Annotated in this window: 14 protein-coding genes and 2 pseudogenes; 8 read left to right on the top strand and 8 right to left on the bottom strand. The window is 70.8% G+C overall.

Annotated elements, in window-relative coordinates; translation table 11 throughout:
- Positions 1-2: 2 nt before the first annotated feature.
- Both menE and CGL27_RS47630 read left to right on the top strand, forming a co-directional pair.
- Positions 3-1,529, top strand: coding sequence for an o-succinylbenzoate--CoA ligase (menE, locus tag CGL27_RS47635; protein ID WP_119993958.1), 1,527 nt, complete (start codon positions 3-5; stop codon positions 1,527-1,529).
- Positions 1,526-1,981, top strand: coding sequence for a MaoC family dehydratase (locus CGL27_RS47630; protein ID WP_119993957.1), 456 nt, complete (start codon positions 1,526-1,528; stop codon positions 1,979-1,981). The genes menE and CGL27_RS47630 overlap by 4 nt, the downstream gene beginning before the upstream one ends.
- A 56-nt stretch (positions 1,982-2,037) precedes the next feature.
- Here the strand turns inward: CGL27_RS47630 and CGL27_RS47625 are convergent, their stop codons facing one another.
- Together CGL27_RS47625 and CGL27_RS47620 are read right to left on the bottom strand one after the other, a co-directional pair.
- Positions 2,038-2,691: a response regulator transcription factor gene (locus CGL27_RS47625; RefSeq protein WP_119993956.1), complete on the bottom strand. Its 654-nt coding sequence runs from the start codon at positions 2,689-2,691 to the stop codon at positions 2,038-2,040.
- A gap of 4 nt (positions 2,692-2,695) precedes the next feature.
- Entirely contained in the window at positions 2,696-3,904 is a 1,209-nt protein-coding gene (locus CGL27_RS47620; RefSeq protein ID WP_119993955.1) for a histidine kinase, read from the bottom strand.
- A 256-nt stretch (positions 3,905-4,160) separates the two neighbouring features.
- On the opposite strand from CGL27_RS47620, the gene CGL27_RS47615 reads away from it, so the two are divergent.
- Positions 4,161-5,378, top strand: a complete 1,218-nt coding sequence (locus CGL27_RS47615) for an abortive phage infection protein (RefSeq protein WP_240451069.1) — start codon at positions 4,161-4,163, stop codon at positions 5,376-5,378.
- A 42-nt stretch (positions 5,379-5,420) separates the two neighbouring features.
- Entirely contained in the window at positions 5,421-6,380 is a 960-nt protein-coding gene (locus CGL27_RS47610; protein ID WP_119993954.1) for a zinc-binding dehydrogenase, read from the top strand.
- A gap of 127 nt (positions 6,381-6,507) precedes the next feature.
- Here the strand turns inward: CGL27_RS47610 and CGL27_RS47605 are convergent.
- Both CGL27_RS47605 and CGL27_RS47600 read right to left on the bottom strand, forming a co-directional pair.
- Positions 6,508-7,100 (bottom strand): annotated as a pseudogene (locus CGL27_RS47605) (ABC transporter ATP-binding protein); the annotation flags it as partial.
- An 8-nt stretch (positions 7,101-7,108) separates the two neighbouring features.
- Complete coding sequence (locus CGL27_RS47600; protein WP_119993953.1) at positions 7,109-8,137, bottom strand: aminoglycoside phosphotransferase family protein; 1,029 nt, start codon at positions 8,135-8,137, stop codon at positions 7,109-7,111.
- Positions 8,138-8,183: 46 nt separating this feature from the next.
- On the opposite strand from CGL27_RS47600, the pseudogene CGL27_RS52790 reads away from it, so the two are divergent.
- A pseudogene (locus CGL27_RS52790) lies at positions 8,184-8,340 on the top strand (NADP-dependent oxidoreductase); the annotation flags it as partial.
- A gap of 144 nt (positions 8,341-8,484) precedes the next feature.
- Here CGL27_RS52790 and CGL27_RS47590 read toward each other — a convergent pair.
- Genes CGL27_RS47590 through CGL27_RS47575 form a run of 4 tightly spaced genes read right to left on the bottom strand, consistent with a single transcriptional unit; the run spans position 8,485 to position 15,017 of the window.
- Positions 8,485-9,753 (bottom strand): alpha-L-fucosidase, encoded by a 1,269-nt coding sequence (locus CGL27_RS47590; protein ID WP_119993952.1) that lies wholly within the window; start codon positions 9,751-9,753, stop codon positions 8,485-8,487.
- Positions 9,754-9,757: 4 nt separating this feature from the next.
- Positions 9,758-12,886, bottom strand: coding sequence for a glycoside hydrolase family 38 C-terminal domain-containing protein (locus tag CGL27_RS47585; protein ID WP_119993951.1), 3,129 nt, complete (start codon positions 12,884-12,886; stop codon positions 9,758-9,760).
- A gap of 11 nt (positions 12,887-12,897) precedes the next feature.
- Positions 12,898-14,271, bottom strand: a complete 1,374-nt coding sequence (locus CGL27_RS47580) for a 6-phospho-beta-glucosidase (RefSeq protein WP_119993950.1) — start codon at positions 14,269-14,271, stop codon at positions 12,898-12,900.
- A complete protein-coding gene (locus tag CGL27_RS47575) occupies positions 14,268-15,017 on the bottom strand; it encodes a DeoR/GlpR family DNA-binding transcription regulator (protein ID WP_014057528.1) in 750 nt (249 codons plus the stop codon). Before CGL27_RS47575 ends, CGL27_RS47580 begins: the two co-directional genes overlap by 4 nt.
- 135 nt (positions 15,018-15,152) lie before the next feature.
- Between CGL27_RS47575 and CGL27_RS47570 the strand changes: the two genes are divergently transcribed.
- From CGL27_RS47570 to CGL27_RS47560, 3 genes are read left to right on the top strand one after another with little or no spacing between them, the layout of a single operon-like run.
- Positions 15,153-16,205 (top strand): carbohydrate kinase family protein, encoded by a 1,053-nt coding sequence (locus tag CGL27_RS47570; RefSeq protein ID WP_078646377.1) that lies wholly within the window; start codon positions 15,153-15,155, stop codon positions 16,203-16,205.
- 35 nt (positions 16,206-16,240) lie between these two features.
- Entirely contained in the window at positions 16,241-17,524 is a 1,284-nt protein-coding gene (locus CGL27_RS47565; protein ID WP_119994894.1) for an extracellular solute-binding protein, read from the top strand.
- Complete coding sequence (locus tag CGL27_RS47560; protein WP_119993949.1) at positions 17,521-18,495, top strand: sugar ABC transporter permease; 975 nt, start codon at positions 17,521-17,523, stop codon at positions 18,493-18,495. The genes CGL27_RS47565 and CGL27_RS47560 overlap by 4 nt, the downstream gene beginning before the upstream one ends.
- Positions 18,496-18,505: the final 10 nt, after the last annotated feature.

Genomic DNA, 18,505 nt, shown 5'->3' with positions numbered 1-18,505 from the left:
AGATGCGCAACGAGGGACTGGGGTCGTGGCCCGCACGCCGGGCCCGCAAAACCCCGCACCGCACGGCCCTGATCCACGGCGAGCGGTCGACCGACTACCGCACCCTGCACATACGCACCACCCGCCTCGCCCACGCCCTGCGCGCCCGAGGCATCGGACGCGGCGACCGCATCGCCCACCTCGGCCCCAACCACCCCGCCTATCTGGAGACCTTGTTCGCCGCCGGCCTCCTCGGCGCCGTCTTCGTCCCCCTCAACACCCGCCTCGCCGCCCCCGAGATCGCCTACCAGCTCGCCGACTCCGGCGCCAAGGCCCTCATCCACGGCCCCGCACACGCCGGGCTCGTCGCCGCACTGCCCACCGGCACCGAGGTACGGACCCACCTCGAGATCGGCGACGCATACGAACAGGCCCTGGCAGCCGCCTCGGCCGAGCCGATCGACGAACCGGTCACCGCCGACGACACCTGCGTCATCATGTACACCTCGGGGACGACCGGCCGCCCCAAAGGCGCGATGCTCACCCACGCCAACGTCACCTGGAACGCCGTCAATGTCCTGGTCGACCACGACCTGTTGGCCGACGAACGCGCCCTGGTATCCGCCCCGTTGTTCCACACCGCCGGTCTGAACATGATCACCTTGCCGGTACTGCTCAAGGGCGGCACCTGCGTCCTGGTGGCGGCCTTCGACCCGGAGACGACCCTCGACCTGATCGAACGGCACCGCATCACCTTCATGTTCGGAGTGCCGACGATGTTCGGCCAGATGGCCCGGCATCCCCGCTGGGCCGACGCCGACCTGTCCTCGCTCCGCATCCTCACCTGCGGCGGATCACCGGTGCCGACCCCGCTCATCGCCGCCTACCAGAAGCGCGGGCTCACCTTCCTCCAGGGCTACGGCATGACCGAGGCCGCGCCCGGCGCACTCTTCCTGGACGCCGAGCACGCCGCCGCCAAGGCGGGCTCGGCGGGCGTACCGCACTTCTTCAGCGACGTACGGGTCGTACGGCCCGGCCTCACCCCGGTCGACACCGGCGAGACCGGCGAAGTGGTGGTGCGCGGACCACATGTGATGTCCGGCTACTGGGGACTGCCCGAGGAGACGGAGGCCGCCTTCGCGGACGGCTGGTTCCGCAGCGGGGACGCGGCCCGGGTCGACGAAGACGGATACGTGTACATCGTCGACCGGATCAAGGACATGATCATCTCTGGTGGCGAGAACATCTATCCCGCCGAGATCGAGGACCTTCTCCTCACCCACCCGGGCATCGCCGAGTGTGCGGTGATCGGTGTACCGGACGACACGTGGGGCGAGGTGCCCCGCGCGGTCGTCGTCCCGGCAGCGGGTACCGAACTCGATCCGGGCGAGGTGCTGGCATCACTGTCCGGGCGGCTCGCCAAGTACAAGATCCCCAAGTCCGTGGTCATCGCGGACGAACTACCGCGCACCGCCTCCGGGAAGCTCCTCAAGTCCCGGGTCCGCCACCACTACGGCACCCCAAGCCCTCAACAGAAAGCCGACTCATGAGCATCACCGTCAACGGCCTGGACGAACTGAGGAAGCTCGCCGGCAGCGGCCTCGGCACCAGCGAGTGGATCGAGGTCACGCAGGACCGCATCGACACCTTCGCCGAGGCCACCGGCGATCACCAGTGGATCCACACCGACCCGGAGCGAGCGGCTCAGGGCCCCTTCGGCGCGCCGATCGCGCACGGCTACCTCACCTTGTCCCTGTTCATCCCCCTCTTCACCCAACTGCTGGACGTGCGGGGCGTGACCACCAAGGTCAACTACGGCCTGAACAAGGTACGTTTCCCCGCGCCGGTGCGGACCGGATCCCGCCTGCGGCTCGCCGCCCGGCTCACCTCGGTCGAGGACGTACCCGGCGGCGTCCAGATCACCGTCGACGGCACGATCGAGGTGGACGGCGGCACGAAGCCCGCGGCCGTGGTGCAGAGTCTGTCCCGCTTCTACGTCTGACCTGCTGCAATCGGTGGAAGACGCGGTTACCCGCGCCCACGACCCGCTCGCCCCGGTCAGGACCGCGGATGAGCGTCGTGGGTGAGGAGCGCGAGCTGGACGCGGTTGTCCAGGTCCAGTTTGGCCAGGGCGCTCGAGAGGTGGGCCTTGACCGTGCCGAGGGACAGGTGCAGGCGGGTGCCGATGTCGGTGTTGGACAATCCCTCGGCAACCGCCTGGGCCACCTCGCGCTCCCGTACGGTGAGCAACGCCAGCCGCCGCCGGGCGTGTTCGGCCCGGTCGTCCGGTCCGGCCGCCGCGTGCTCGATCAGAGCGCGCGCGGCGGACGGCGACAGTGCGGGCTCACCGCGAGCGGCCCGGCGTACCGCGGCGACGATGTCCTCGGGCGCGGTGTGTTTGGCGAGGAACCCGGCGGCGCCCGCGCGCATCGCCTCCAGGACCAGGCGGTGTTCGTCGAAGGTGGTCAGCACGATCACCTGCGGGGCCTTCGTGCCGCGGCGGGTGAGTGCGCGGGTGGCCTCGAGGCCGTCCATGACGGGCATCCGGATGTCCATGAGGATCACATCGGGCTCGTGTTCACCGACGGCGGCGGCTGCCTGGACACCGTCGGCCGCCTCCGCCACGACCTCGATGCCGTCCGCCCCGCGCAGCATCAACTTCAGTCCGGTCCGTACCAGGGGGTCGTCGTCGGCCAGCAGCACTCGGATCATGGCGTCACCTCGCGGACCACGGTAGCCGGGCGCACAGTGTGAAGGTGCCGTCGGCAGCCGTGTGGTCGAGGGTGCCGCCGTCGAGGCGGACGCGTTCGGCGAGCCCGGTCAGACCGGCGCCGGTGCCCGGGATCACCTCGTCGGCGCCGGGAGAGGCGGGCAGCTCATTGCGGACCTCCACGGTGAGGCCGCGGCCCGGACCACCGGCCAGGCACACGCTGACCGGTGCGCCGGGCGCGTGCTTGCGGGCGTTGGTCAGGCCCTCCTGGGCCACGCGGTAGACGGTGCGGTGCAGTTGCCACCGCAGCTCGTGGACGGCGTCGGCGGTCAGCTCGGGGCGGAAGTCCACCGGCTGCCCCGTGGCGCGGGCATCCGCGACGAGAGAGCCGATGTCCTCGATCCGTGGCAGCAGCGACACCGGCTCGTCACCGCCCTCCGCCCGCAGCAGGTGCAGCACCTCCTGCAGTTCCTCCACGGCCTCGTGCGCGTTCCCCCGGATCACCTCGACGCTCTCGGCGACCTCGACACCGTCGAGCGCGGGTCCGGCACCGGCTTGCGCCTGCCGGGTGCGGTAGGCCAGCGCGCCCGCGTGCACGGAGAGCAGGGAGATGCGGTGCGCCAGCACATCGTGCATCTCACGTGCGATGGCCTGGCGTTCGCCGCGGCGGACGTCGGCGAGCCGGCGCTCGTGTTCGGCCCGGGCCCGCTCGGCGTCCACCCGCAGCCGCTGGAGGAGCAGCCGCCGGGAACGCAGGGCATGGCCCCAGGCGAAGGTGGCCAGGAGGTAGGCCAGGCAGAACACGGCATCGACGAACAGGTCCGCCCCCCGCCCGTACAGCAGCAGGCCGGAGGGCACCATGCACACCACGTACGCACCGAGCGTCAGCAGTGCCTGCCGCCAGCGGAGGCGAAGCGCGAAGTTGGTGACGATCACCGCGCCCGCGGGCAGCGCGCTGGTCGACAGCGCCACCGCGGGCAGCCCGATCAGGGCCACGGCGAGCGGGAAACGGCGCCGCCACCACAGCGCGAGGCAGACCACGAGCCCCAGCAGCGGGTCCAGTTCCGCCGCCCGGCCCGACAGCTCGCCCTGTTCCTTCACCACGCCGAGGACGACCATGCCGAGGAAGACGGCCGCGCAGAAGAGCACCGCGTCCACCGCCCAGTCGCGCCAGGTGCGCCCGGCCGGGAGGACGGGGTCGAGGCCGTTGGTCATAAAGCTGAGGGTATGCGGACCGCTGAGGGCGGCAGTATCGGCCCATCGGCCGGATTGGCCTTGGCCATGTGGCAGAGGCGGGTAGCGCCGCCTGTCACTTCGGCACCCGGGTCGTGGCCCGGAAGGGCATGTCAGGCTCGTTCCTTCGGCGATGGCGGCCGGTCTTTCGTTCTGTCTCCTGGTAGACCATCGGCGAATGGTGCCCGCTCCGGTGGTCCTGCAGGCTGCTTCCATCCGGAAGACGGGAGAGAACGAGATGGGTGCGACCCAGGTCAGCAGGGCGAGGTTTCTGCGGTTGGCGGGGGCCGTCGCAGTCGGCGCGGCGCTGCCCGCCGGGCAGGCGGCCGCGACGGGGTGGCGGGACAGGCCGCATGCCACGGCCGATCGGGGGCGGGCTGGGGACTCAGGGGTGGGCGGCGTGCGCTATCGCGGGGTCGTCTACGAAGTGGGGCAGGGCGAAACACCGGCGACGGGATGGAGCGCGGCTCGTACCCGGGCCGATCTGCGGTCCATCCGCCGCGAGCTGCATGCCGACACGGTGAAGGTCACCGGCGATGGCGTCGAACGCCTCACGCGCACGGCGGCCGAGGCGGCCGAGAACGGTCTGCACGTCTGGCTGGAGCCGACCCTGGGGGACGTGCCTGCCCACGACATCCTCGACCACCTCGCGGAGACCGGACGGTTCGCGGAACGACTGCGCAGGCAGGGCGTGCGGGTGCACCTGAACGTCGGCTGTGAATTCATGCTGTTCGTTCCCGGAATCGTGCCCGGCGCCACCGCGGTCGAACGGATCGACAACTTGGTCAAGGGCAACTACGACCCGGTGAAAACGGCCCAGCGACTGCGCCGCTTCACCACACGGGCCGCCACCGTCGGCCGCTCGGTCTTCCACGGCCCTCTGTCCTATGGCGCCGCGCAGGACGAAGACGTGGACTGGGACTTGTTCGACCTGGTGTGCATCGACTACTACGGCTGGTATCCGAATCGCTCCGGGCACGTCCGCGAGCTGCGCACGTACCAACGTCACGGCAAGCCGCTCGCGATCACCGAGTTCGGCTCCTGCACCTTCGAGGGTGCACCGCGCCTGGGCGGCATGGCCTGGGACGTCGTCGATTACGCCACGACGCCGCCACAGGTGAAGAAGGGACTGGTGCGCAGCGAGCACGCCCAGGCCGCATACCTCACCGACGTGCTCGGCGTGTTCGAGTCGATGAACCTCTACGCGGCCATGGCCTATACCTTCCTCACACCCGACGCCCCACACCGCCGCGAACAGCGACTCGACCTGGACATGGCCAGCTACAGCCTGGTGAAAGTGATCCGGGACCGCCCGGCGGATCCGAATTCTCCCTGGCACTGGGAACCCAAGGAATCATTCGGGGCCCTGGCCGACGCGTATGCCCGCAACCCATGGCAGCTCCGCCCAGGCGAAGGCCAACCGCCCGCCCATCAGCGGCAACTGACACAGCGGTAGGCTGCGGCGGCGGTTCGTCTCAGCTGAACTTTGGAGTAGTCGATGAAGGCCTTCCGGTACGTGGCGAAGGGCGCCCCGCTGCAGGGTGCCGAACTGGCGGACCCGGTAGCCGGCCCGGGCTGGGTCGTGGTGGACGTCGAGGCCGCCGGACTGTGCCACTCCGACGTCCATGTGATCGACGGCATGATCGAGCCCATCGTCCGACCGCCCTTCACGCTCGGCCACGAGGTCGCGGGCACCGTCTCCGCCCTCGGCGAGGGGGTGGAGGGCTATGCGACAGGCGACCGCGTGGCCGTCGCGATCATCGCGCACCCGGAGGTCAAGGCGTCCTACGCGCCGGGCATCGGCATCGACGGCGGCTATGCCGAACGCCTGGTGGCCCATGCCTCCACCCTCGTCCCCCTGCCCGACAACGTCTCCACGATCCATGCGGCCGTCGCCACGGACTCGGTCGTCACCGCCTACCATGCGGTCCGCACCGAGGCTCAGGCCAAACCGGGGGATGTGATCGCTGTCGTCGGCCTGGGCGGCCTCGGTCTCAATGGCGTCCGTACGGGAGTGATCGCGGGGGCCACGGTCTACGGCGTGGACATCAACCCCGACACCTTCGAGGCCGCCCGCGCGGCGGGCGCCCGCGAGTGCTTCACCGACGTCACCGCGCTGGCGGACCTGCGACCCGACGCCATCGTCGACTTCGCGGGCGTGGGCTCCACCACGTCGGACGCGATCGATGCCGTACGCCGCCTCGGCCGCGTGGTCGCCGTCGGGCTCGGCACGAGGACCACGACCTTCTCCAACGGCAGCCTCATCCGCAAAAGCGTGGAACTCCGCGGCTCCTACGGCGCCGGCAAGGACGAATACCGCCAGGTCCTCGGCTTCATCGCGGAGGGCCGGATCACCCCGATCGTGGAAGAGATCCCCTTCGCCGACCTCAACGAGGGCCTGGACCGACTCCGCCACGGCAAGGTCCGGGGCCGCCTGGTCACCCGCCCGGGGGGCTGACCCGACCTGACAGCGTGCGGCTGTGGGGAGAGTGGGAGGTCGGCCTGGCCTTCCGGGAGTCCCGCGAGCCCTGCCTCAGATGGGCCCCGGCGCGCCGTACACGCCGGCGCGCCGGGGGTTCCTCACCTCATCGGTCCTTGGCCAGGGCCACGAGCTCGGCGAACAGGCCCCCCGCGCCGGCCAGCTCCTCGTATCCGCCCTGCTCGATCACGCGTCCCTCGCGCATGACCAGGATGCGGTCGGCCAGGCGGGTGTTCTCGAGCTGGTGCGTGACGACGATGGTCATGCGCTCGGCGGCGATGCGCTTGATCTCCAGGAAGATCTGGTGCTCGCCTCGCGGGTCCATCTGCGAGGTGGGTTCATCGAGGATGAGCAGCGGTGTCCGCCGATAGAGGGCGCGGCCGCACACCAGCCGTTGCCACTGGCCGCCGGACAACTCGGCCCCGCCGAAGAGTTCACGTGCCAGGAGCGTGTCGAGCTGCCGGGGAAGTTCTGTGGGACCAGCGCGGTGCGCTTCCACACCGCGTCGCGGTCCGCCTGGGCCAGGTCGGTGCCGTCCCACAGGACGCGGCCCTCTCGGCCAGCAGGATGCCGGTGATGAAGTTTGGCCAGGGTGGACTTTCCCGAGCCGTTCTCCCCCACGATGGCCAGGATCTCGCCGCGGCGCAGGGTGAGCGAGACGCCGTCGACGGCGGGCGCCGACCTCGGACCGGGGCGCCGGCCGGGCTCTACGGTCGCTTTGTCGGGACCGGCCGCAGTGCCGGCCAGCGAGTGAGCATGCGTTGGCGCAGGCCGGTGGTGAGGCGGCTCACGCCGCTCAGAGAGGTGTGATCGGCGGTCAGCTTGCTGACGACACCGAGCCGGTGGACGAGCCGTTGCCGGGCTGTCGCCGTGCCCCACTTCCAGTCCCGTTGCGGAATCCGGGCCAGATGGTCATCGCTTTCGCGGCGCGCCCGCTCGACCAGCGCGTCGCCGCGGAGCAGCCAGCCGGCGCACGCGTCGGCAAGGCCGTCCTGGGTCTCGGTGCCGGTCGCGGTGCGCCACGCCGTGCGGTAGGCGCGCTCGGCCCGCTCCAGCAGCGGCTCGGACGCCGAAGTGACACACCAGCAGGTCGGGAAGCCGATACGCAGATAGGCCAGCTCCATCAGACCGCTACCCAGTGACGCCTGCTCGAAGTCGATGAATCTGATCCCCGTGGCGGTGTGGAGGTCATTCCCGGGACAGGGATCCCCGTGGAGCAGGGCATGGCCGGGTGCCTGGTCGAGTCGGTTCACGAGGTCATCGAGTTCATCGGAGACACCGGGCGTAACAGGAACCTGGAGCGCCACGGCCAGCCCGAGGAAGGAGTCGATGTCGGCCCGGTTCGGGCCCTGCCATCGCGGAAGTATCCCGGCATCCTCCGGACGGGCGGTGGCGTGCAGCCGCGCCAGAGCGGCCGCGTAGCCGACGATCCAGTCCCCGGCCGGGCGTTGGTGATCCAGATGCTCCAGCACCAGCACCCGCTCGCCGGAATCGGTGGCGAGCAGCGCGGGCACGATGGGCGTTTCGGCTCGGGCGGCGAGCCGCAGGGCGGCCACCTCGCGGGCGTATCGCTCGTCGGCATCGGGCCCGTCGACGATCTGCTTCACCACCGCCGAGGTCCCTGGCAACTCAACGCGCCACACCCGCGAGCGCGGACTGCTGCCCAGCCTGCGAGAGCTCCTGGGTGATCCCAGCTCGGCCCGTAACTCGTCCCCGAACGCCAGTCGTGACCGCATGGGCTGATCCTTCCACGCGGCCGAGGTGAGCGTCTGGCTATGGCGAGGCGTCGGCTCGCTCGCTGTGCAGATCGCCCCGATCGCGCGGAGCACGCGTCATCGGCACCGCCTCACCGCGCGACCACGACTGTCTGCGCACGCTCGGGGCCGAGCCGGTCACCTACGGCCACGGTGCTGCAGGTCACGTCCGCGAACTCGCCCCAATGGCGTGGACGTTGCCTGGACACCGTCGGCAGCGGCGTGCTCACAGCGACGCCGCTGGAACACGCGGCCAACGCGCGGCGCGCCCTGGCCGCCGGTGGGACCCCGGGCAAGATCGTCATCACCATCGGCTGACGTGCCTCCCTTCAGGACCGGCCGTGCCCCCGGTACAGCTCCAGCTCGGAGTCGAGTTCGACGGCGAGGACCGTGGCGTGTTCCTCGAGGTCGGCGGCCGCGGGCGGGTCGATCCACAGCACGCCGGGGACTTCGTGAAGGCCGCCGATCACCTGGTGGCCGAGCTCGGTGCCGGTGCCGAGGACAGTCACCCGGCGTACGGGGGTCCTAAGGCCCCGTACGCCGATGGGCGAGCGCGGGATGTCGAAGACCGTCAGATAGAGGGTGCGGCGGTCGGCCGCGAGGGTGCTGGGGCCGTAGTGGTGCCCGGCGGGCAGGCCCGCGAGGGTGCCGTACACCGCGTCCGCGTGCCGGGCGATCCAGGCGCCCATGCCTTCGAGGCGCTCGACCTGCTCGTCCGGGATCGTGCCGTCCTCCTTCGGGCCCACGGAGAGCAGCAGATTGCCGCCCGCGCCGATGGTCTCGGTGAAGTAGCGGATCAGCTGGGTCGTCGTCTTGTAGTTGTGGTCGTGGTGCTGGAAGCCCCATGAGTCGTTGAAGGTCAGGCACAGCTCCCAGGGCCCGGGGGGCGGCTCGATCGGCACGCCCTGCTCGGGGGTGGCGTAGTCCCCCTCGCTGAGCATGCGCGCGTTCAGCACGCAGTCCGGGACCTCGGCGCGGATGAGCCGGGCCAGCTCGCGGATCCCCCACTGCTCCTCGGTGCGCTCCCACTCGCCGTCGAACCACAGGAGGTCGGGGCGGAAACGGGTGGTGAGCTCATTCACCTGGCCGTCGCGGTAGGCGAGGTAGCGCGCCCAGGCGTCGAGGTCCTCCTCTTCCTTCGGGACCTCGGCGTACGGGTTGTTCTCCTGCTCGGGCGGCCGTCCCTCGTAGCGGGTGGAGGCGTAGTCGGGGTGGTTCCAGTCGCTGTGCGAGTAGTAGAGGCCGACCTTCAGGCCCTGTTCGCGCAGGGCTTCGGCGTACGGGGCCACGAGGTCGCGGCCGGCCGAGGTGTGCCGGACCACGTTCAGATCGCCGAGGGCGGTGTCCCACAGGGCGACGCCGTCGTGATGGCGGCTGGTCAGCACGGCGTAGCGGGCTCCGGCGCGGGCGAAGAGGGCGGCCCATGCGCGGGGGTCGTACCGCGCCGCGGTGAACCCGTCGAGCTGCGCCATGTACGTCTCGTGCGGGACGTCGCCCTCGAAGAAGGACCAGGACTCCTGCACGCCGTCCACGGCGTAGATGCCCCAGTGGATGAAGATCCCGAACTTCGCGTCGGGGAACCACGGTCGCATGGCCATGGCGTCAGCTCCGCTTCAGCCGCAGGGTCAGGATCTGGAACGGGCGCAGACTCACCGTGACATTGCCGTCCGCATCGGTCCTCGGCGCGTCCTGGACCTCGGTGAGCGGGCGTTCCAGCAGGTCGGTGACGGTGGCGCCGGTGTGGGAGAAGCCGGGGCGGAGGGTGGTGCGGGTACGGCCGCCGAGCGATTCGTAGAGCCGCACCACGACATCGCCCGAACGGTCGTCGGCGAGCTTGACCGCCTCGACGACGGCGGCCGGGCCGTCCGTGGTGACCAGCGGCGCCACGGCCGCGCCGGAGTCGGCGACGCGCAGCGGCAGGTTGAGCGCGTAGCCCTCGGCGATCGCGTCCTCGATGGTCGCGCCGGGCAGGAGGGCGTAGGTGAAGCGGTGGATGCCCTGGTCGGCCTCGGGGTCGGGCACCCGCGGGGCGCGCACCAGGCTGAGCCGGACGGTGGTCGTCGTACCGCCGGTGCCCTCGCCCCTGTCGTGGGTGGTGCGGGCCACGTCGTGCCCATAGGTCGAGTCGTTGAGGACCGCCACGCCATAGCCCGGCTCGGCGACATGCACCCAGCGGTGGCCGTACACCTCGAAACGGGCCGCCTCCCAGCTGGTGTTGGTGTGGGTCGGGCGGTGGACATGGCCGAACTGGATCTCGGCGGTGGACCGGTCCGCGTGGATGTCGATGGGGAAGGCGGCCTTGAGGATCTTCTCGGCCTCGTGCCAGTCGATCTCGGTCGCGAAGTCGATACGGCGGCTGCCCGCGCGGACGGTGATGGTCTGGACGATGCGCGAGCGGCCGTCCTTGCCGAAGGCGCGCTCCACGCGCAGGGCGCCGAGCAGCGGGCCCTCCTCGGCGACGGTGACCGCGTCGGCGTCGAGCAGGTCGGTCCAGCGCTGCCGGTAGTGCTTGTCGATGTCCCAGGCGTCCCAGTAGTTGGGCAGGTCGCTGTGGAGTCGCAGGAGGTTGCCCGCCGCGCCCGGGGCCAGGACCTCGCGGCCGGCCACCAGGTCCCGTACGGAGGCGAGCGTGCCGTCCTCGGCGAGCACGACCCTGACCAGGCCGTTGTCCAGGACGCGGCCGCCGGTGACGGTGACGGGCTCGGGGGCCGCGGCCGCGGTCAGCGGGGCGGCGCCGGACGCCGGCACCCGCGCGTAGACGGCGACGGTGCCGTCCGCCAGCGGCTGGCCTTCGGCCGTGCCCGCGGGGACGGCGACGACCTCGGCACGCGGGCGGGGGCTCGTGTTGAACACCCGCGCACCGGATCCGGGCGCGGCGGCACCGTCCAGCGCCGCCATCGCCTGGGCCGTGAGTTCGGTCAGTTCCGCCGCCACCCGCGCGTACTCCGCCTCCGCCTCGCGGTGCACCCAGGCGATCGACGAGCCCGGCAGGATGTCGTGGAACTGGTGGAGCAGCACCGTCTTCCACAGCCGGTCGAGACGTTCGTACGGGTAGGGGCGGTCGGCGTGCAGCGCGGCGGCCGTCGACCACAGCTCCGCCTCGCGCAGCAGGTGCTCGCTGCGCCGGTTGCCCTGCTTGGTGCGGGCCTGCGAGGTATAGGTGGCGCGGTGCAGCTCCAGATAGAGCTCGCCGGTCCACACCGGGGCGTCGGGGTATTCGGCCCGGGCGGCGGCGAAGAAGTCGTCGGGGTGCTCGATGACGACCTTCGCGGAGCCCTCCAGGTTGGCCAGCCGGCGCGCCCGCTCCATCATCTCGCGGGTGGGCCCGCCGCCCCCGTCGCCGTGCCCGAAGGGTGCCAGGGAGCGGGTGCCGCGTCCCTTGTCCTGGTAGTTGCGTACGGCGTGGGCCATCTCCTGGCCGGAGAACTCGGCGTTGTAGGTGTCCACCGGCGGGAAGTGGGTGAAGACCCGGGAGCCGTCGATGCCTTCCCACCAGAAGGTGTGGTGGGGCAGCTTGTTGGTCTGGTTCCAGGAGAGCTTCTGGGTCAGGAACCACTCGTTCCCCGCCAGCCTGGCCAGTTGCGGGAAGCACGCGTTGTAGCCGAAGGAGTCGGGCAGCCACACGCCCTTGGTCTCGATGCCGAACTCGTCCAGGAAGAAGCGCTTGCCGTGGATGAGCTGGCGGGCCAGTGCCTCGCCGCCGGGCAGGTTGCCGTCGGCCTCCACCCACATGCCGCCCACCGGTGCCCACTGCCCGTTGCGCACGGCCTCGTGGATGCGGTCCCAGACCTGGGGGTAGTGCTCCTTGACCCAGGCGTACTGCTGCGCCTGCGAGCAGGCGAAGATGAACTCCGGGTACTCCTTGGCGAGCGCCGTGACGTTGGAGAAGGTGCGCGATGTCTTGCGCTTGGTCTCACGTATGGGCCACAGCCAGGCGGAGTCGATATGCGCGTGGCCGACGGCCGAGAGGGTGTGGGCGCTGGCGTTGGCGGGGCGCTCCAGCACACCGCGCAGGGCGTCGCGTACGTCGGTGGCGGTGCCGGAGATGTCGTCCAGGTCCAGCCGGTCCAGGGCGCGGTCGAGGGCGTGGGCGATCTCGTGGCGGCGGGGGTCGTGCTCGCTCAGCTCGAGCATCAGCTCGCGCAGCACGGTGAGGTCCAGGCCCAGGTGCCATACCTGTTCGTCCAGTACGGCCAGGTCGGCGCGGCCGAAGGTGTAGAGGGGGGCGCGGCCCGCGGTGAGCTTGTCGCCGAGCGGGGTGGGGCGGCTGAAGTCGTTCGCGAGGATGTCGGGGTTGGAGGCGGCCTCGATGAGGTACGAGACGTGTTCGCCGCCCTCGGCGGGGTTCGCCACCGGCACGTACTGGTTCTGCGGGTTGACCGCCTTGAGCGGGGCGCCGTCTGTGGTGTGGACCAGTGCCTCGGCCTGGTTGCCCGGCCAGTCGCCGACGAAGCCGAGGTCGAAGACGGCCTCGACGCGCTTGCCCGCCCACGCGGCGGGGACCTCGCCGTGCACCTTGAACCAGGTGGTGCCCCAGGGCGGGCCCCAGGTGGTCCCGGTGGTGAAGGGCTCGTACGGCGCGCCTGCCGCCTCGGCGAAGGGCACCGGTTCGTCGGGTGCCTGCCATGCCTCGATCGTGAAGGGCACGGAGGCCGAGTGGGCGGCGGGCTGGATGCGCTGGGTGAGGACGCGCTGGACGCGGTCCTCGATGCGGCGGCGTTCGTCATGCATGGCGAGGGCTCCTACGGGCGGTTCAGGTAGGCGAGTCCGGGGTGTGCCGTGGTGTAGCCGTCGACGAGGCGATGGGCGACGGCGACCGAGTCGACGAGGGGGTGGAGGGCGAACGCCTTGGCGGCGGTGGCGCGCGAGCCGCTGTCGGCGGCGTTCATGACCTCGCGCTCGACGGCCTTGACGGCGCACACCAGGCCGGTGGCGTGGCCGGGCAGCGGGTCGACGGAGACCGGGTGCGCGCCGCTCGCGTCCACCAGGCAGGGGACCTCTATGACGGCGTCCTCGTCGAGCGCGCCCAGCGTGGTGCGGTTGCGGACGTTGAGGATGAGGGTGGTGCGCTCGTCGCGGGCGATGGCGCGCATGAGGGCGAGGGCGACCTGTTCGTAGCCGCCGGACTCCAGGTCCGACTCGTCGCGCTCGCCGGCACCCGCCGCCTCGCGGTTGGCCGCCATGTAGGTGGCCTCGCGCTCGGCGCGGGTGCGGTCCCAGGTCGCGAGCGCCGGGGCGTGGCCCTGCTCCATCACCTCGTAGAACCGCGCCTGCTGGTCGCGGAGGAAGGCGCCGCGGGTCTGCTCGGCCTCGCGGTAGGCGCGCACCGCTTCCCGGTTGAAGTAGTAGTAGTGCAGGTACTCGTTGGGGATCGCGCCGAGGGAGGCGAGCCACTCGGGGCCGAAGAGCTTGCCCTCCTCGAACGAGCCGAGGGCCTCGGGGTCGGCGAGCAGACGCGGGAGTTCGTCGCGCCCGGCGACGCGCAGGCCGCGCAGCCAGCCGAGGTGGTTCAGGCCGACGTAGTCGATCCACGCGCGGTCCGGGTCGGCGCCGAGCGCGCGGGCGACCCGGCGGCCGAGGCCCACCGGCGAGTCGCAGATGCCGATGACCCGGTCGCCGAGGTGGCGGGACATGGCCTCGGTGACCAGGCCCGCGGGGTTGGTGAAGTTGATGACCCAGGCGTCGGGGGCCAGCCGGGCGACCCGCCGGGCGATGTCGACGGCGACGGGGACGGTGCGCAGCCCGTAGGCGATGCCGCCCGCGCCCACCGTCTCCTGGCCGAGGACACCGTGGTCCAGGGCGACGCGCTCGTCGGCGGCGCGGCCTTCGAGGCCGCCGACGCGGATCGCCGAGAAGACGAAGTCGGCGCCGCGCACCGCCTCGTCGAGGTCGGTGGTGTGGGACACCGTGGGCGCTCCCCCGGCTTCCGGCCGGGCGGTGCCTCCCGGGCCGGCCGCGGCCTGTTCGGCCAGGACCCGGGCGACGGCGCCCAGCCGGGCGGCGTCCAGGTCGTGGAGCGTGACATGGGTGACGCGCCCCGGGGAGCGGTCGGCGAGCAGCGCCCCGTACACGAGCGGCACCCGGAACCCGCCGCCGCCGAGAATGGTCAGCTTCACACCCGCACCACCTTTACTCCTGCCTGCTCGAACACCGAGCACGTGGCCGAGTCCGAGGGGGCGTTGGTCACTACTGCGTCGAGATCCTCGGGGCCGCAGACCTTGGTCATGCCGGTGCCGGGGAACTTGCCCGCGTCGGCGAGCAGCACCACCTGGTCACTGGCCGCTATCATCGCCCGTTTCACCGGGACCTCGATGACCGTGGTGTCCATGATCTGCCCGCTGGGACGGACGCCGCTGGTCCCCAGGAAGAGCCAGTCGGCGTGGAGCTGGCGGAGGTTGTCCTCGGTGAGGAATCCGACCAGGGAGCGGTATTCGCGCCGGAGCACTCCGCCGAGCAGCACCAGCTCCACGGCGGTGTCGTCGGCCAGCTCCTCGAACACCACCAGATTGCTGGTGATGACGGTCAGCCGTCGGCCGTGCAGTTGCCGGGCGAGCCGGTAGGCGGTGGTGCCGATGTCCAGCAGCACGGACTGCCCGTCCTCGATCATGTCCGCGGCCGCCACCGCCAGGGCGTCCTTCTCGGCCACGCGCACCCCGGCGACCTCCGCGAAGGGCTGGTCGCCCTCCTCGACGACCGCGCCGCCGTGGACGCGGGTGAGCAGTCCCTCCTCCTCCAGCTTCAGCAGGTCGCGCCGGACGGTCGCGGCGGAGACGCCGAGCTGTTCGGAGAGGTCGGTCACGGCCGCCGGGCCCCCGGACCGCAGGGCGCGGAGGATCATCTGATGTCGTCGTTCAGCCAGCACGGCGAGCAGCCTACTCGTCAATCTCAATCATTTCTATGCATCCGCGTGCACCCCTCTTGCCATTTTTGCGCAGAGCCCGCACGATCCTCTGCAATGCGCTGCACTTCTGCACACTTTTGACGAAAGGAGGAGCTCGTGGCCGAACCTCCCCCGCCCGGGGAACGGGCTCCCGACGCTGCGGGACCCGATGTCCTGGTGACCGGTCTGCTCTTCTACGACCTCGTGATGACCGGTCTCGGCCGGCCGCCGGCACCGGGTGAGGAGATCTGGACCCGGGGCATGGGCTGCGGCCCCGGCGGCATCGCCAACCTCGCGGTGGCCGCCGCCCGCTTCGGCCTCGCCACCTCGCTGGCCACCGTCTTCGGGGACGACTTCTACGGGGCGTACTGCCGCGACATCCTCGCCCGGCAGGAGGGCGTCGACCTCGCGCTCTCGCGCACGGCACCCGGCTGGAACACGCCCGTGACCGTCTCGCTCGCCCAGGGAGACGACCGCGCACTGATCACGCACGGCCAGGAACCCCCGTATCCGCAGGACGAGTTGATGGCGAGCGCCCCGGGGGCACGGGCGGCCATCGCACACCTCGGCGCCGAGCCCCAGACGTGGATCGCGAAGGCCGCCGCCGCGGGCACCAAGATCTTCGCGGATGTCGGCTGGGACCCCACGGGGGCCTGGTCCGGCGAGCTGCTCGACCAGCTCTCCCGCTGCCACGCCTTCCTGCCCAACGAGGGCGAGGCGATGGGCTACACACGCACCGACAGCGCGCGTGCCGCGCTCGGCAAGCTCGCCGATATCGTGCCGGTCGCCGTCGTCACGCGCGGCCCGCACGGCGCCCTCGCCGTGGACCAGACGACGGGCGAGGCCGCCGAGGTCGCCGCGCTCGACATCGATGTCGTGGACGCGACAGGAGCCGGGGACGTCTTCGGCGCGAGCTTCACCGCCGCGACCCTCGCCGGCTGGCCGCTCGCCGACCGGCTGCGCTTCGCGGGACTGGCCGCGGGCCTTTCCGTCACGCGGCACGGCGGCGCGCTCGCCGCACCGGGCTGGCACGGCGTCGACCAGTGGTGGCGAACCACCGGCAGCCGCGACCCCGCGCTGCGGCGGACCTACGGATTTCTGGCGGACCGCATCCCCGAGGACCCCGGCCCCGCCCCGCACACCACACCCGTCACCCCCCACACCCTGTAATCGCAGTGCGTACTACCCGAAAGGCGGTGGGAGCGGTGCACCTCTCGCGAAGAGCACTGCTGTACGCGGGCCTCGCCACCACGGCGACCGCGGCGCTCGGCGGCACCACGGCAGGCTGCTCGGTACCGAACGGATCGACCGGCCGGAACATGACCCTCTGGTACTGGACCGGCGGGCTGAGCGACAAGGTCGTGGCGGACGCCAAAAAGCGCTTCACCGACGTCTCGCTCAAACCCGCCCAGATCGGCGGCTACTTCAAATCCAAACTGCTGACCACGATGACCGGGCGCGCCTACATACCCGACATCACCGGTCTCAAGGGCGAGGACATGGCCTCGTACCTTCCCAACGCGGAGCAGTTCATCGACCTGCGCACGCTCGGCGCGGAGAAGCTGAAGGACCAGTACCTGCCCTGGAAGTGGGCCGAGGGCATCGCTCCCGACGGCAGCGTGATCGGCTTTCCCATCGACACCGGCCCGGTCGCCCACTACTTCATGCCCGAGGTGTTCGACCGGGCGGGGCTGCCGACCGATCCGGCGGACGTCGGCAAGGAGATGGACACCTGGGAGAAGTACCTGGCGGCCGGTGAGCGGCTGAAGAAGAAGGTCCGCGGCGCGCATATGGTCATCGACGCGCTCACCATCTACCAGTACATGATCGCGCAGGGCACCCTGCGGTACGTCGATGAGGAACGGCGCTTCATCGGCGACCACGAGCATGTGCGCCGCGCCTGGAACATGGCGATCGACGCGTACGAGCGCGGCCTGTGCTCCCGGTACCAGTCCGGCACCCCGGACGCCAACGCGGCCATCGAGAACGGCCTGCTGCCCAGCCAGATCGGCGCCTCCTGGGTGGCCGGCGACCTCAAGCTGAGCGTGCCCAAGGCCAAGGGGAAGTGGCGGGTCGCCGCCCTGCCCGGCGGCCCGGCCAACAACGGCGGCTCCTTCCTGGCGATCACCAAGTCCTGCCGGAAGCCCGAGCTGGCCTTCGAGATCGTCACCTGGCTGCTGAACGCGGACAACCAGACCCGCGGTTTCACCGACGCCACGCTCTTCCCGTCCACCCCCGCCTCGTACCAGCACAAGGCGATGCGCGCGCCGGACCCGTTCTTCGGCGGCCAGGCCACCATCGATGTCTTCGGCCCCACGGCCGAGAAGATCCCGATCGCCTACCACAGCCCGTACGACTACCCCCTGGACCAAGCGGTCTCCGACGAACTGCGCAATGTGAACGCCCTGGGCAAGGATCCCCGCCGGGCGTGGAAGGACGCCATGGCCAAGTGCCGGCGCATAGCGGACCACCTGGGAGTGCTGACATGACCGGAGTAGGTGCCGCCCCCACGCTCGGCGCGCCGGCCGACGACGGTGTCAGATCCGCCGCCGCGCGCCGCCCGAAGCCCCGCTCCGTGCTCGGGTACTGGCGGCTGTATCTGGCGATCTCGCCCTTCTATCTGCTCTTCCTGTGCTTCGGCCTGATCCCGGTGGGCTTCTCGCTCTATCTGTCCTTCCACCGGTGGGACGGCCTCGGCTCGATGGAGTACGCGGGCCTGTCGCAGTACCGCTATCTCCTCAGCGATTCACAGTTCTGGAACTCCCTCACCAACACCCTGATCATCTGGGCGATCGCCACCTTGCCGATGCTGTTCATCGCGCTGGTGACCGCGGTGATGCTCAACTCCGCGGTGCGGTTCAAGAACTTCTACCGCTTCGCGTACTTCCTTCCGAACGTCACCTCGGTCGTCGCCGTGGCGATCATCTTCACCTCGATCTTCTCCACCAACTTCGGCCTCGCGAACGCGGTGTTGCAGGGACTCGGGCTCGATCAAGTGGCCTGGCTGAACACGGACTGGGGCATCAAGATCTCCATTGCCGTGCTGATGACCTGGCAGTGGACCGGCTACAACGCGCTGATCTTCCTCGCCGGGCTCCAGACCATTCCGAGCGAACTCTACGAGGCCGCCCGCGTCGACGGCGCCGGGCCCGTGCAGACCTTCTTCCGGATCACCGTGCCGATGATGCGGCCGATCATCCTCTTCGCGCTGGTCGTCTCGACCGTCACCGGACTGCAGAGCTTCACCGAGCCGCAGGTGCTGCTGGCCAACACCAACAACACCTCCACCTTCGCGGGCGGCCCCGGCAACTCCGGCCAGACGATGGTCCTCTATTTCTTCCAGCAGAGCTTCGACAACAACGACTTCGGCTACGGCGCGGCCATCGCCTGGGGCATCTTCCTGGTCGTCGCCATCTTCTCGATCGTCAACTGGCGCCTGGTACAGCGCGGGGAAAAGTAGAGGGAGACCA

The organism is Streptomyces sp. 11-1-2 (assembly GCF_003595545.1).
Taxonomy (GTDB): domain Bacteria; phylum Actinomycetota; class Actinomycetes; order Streptomycetales; family Streptomycetaceae; genus Streptomyces; species Streptomyces hygroscopicus_B.
This window is presented reverse-complemented; position numbering and strand designations above follow the sequence as displayed.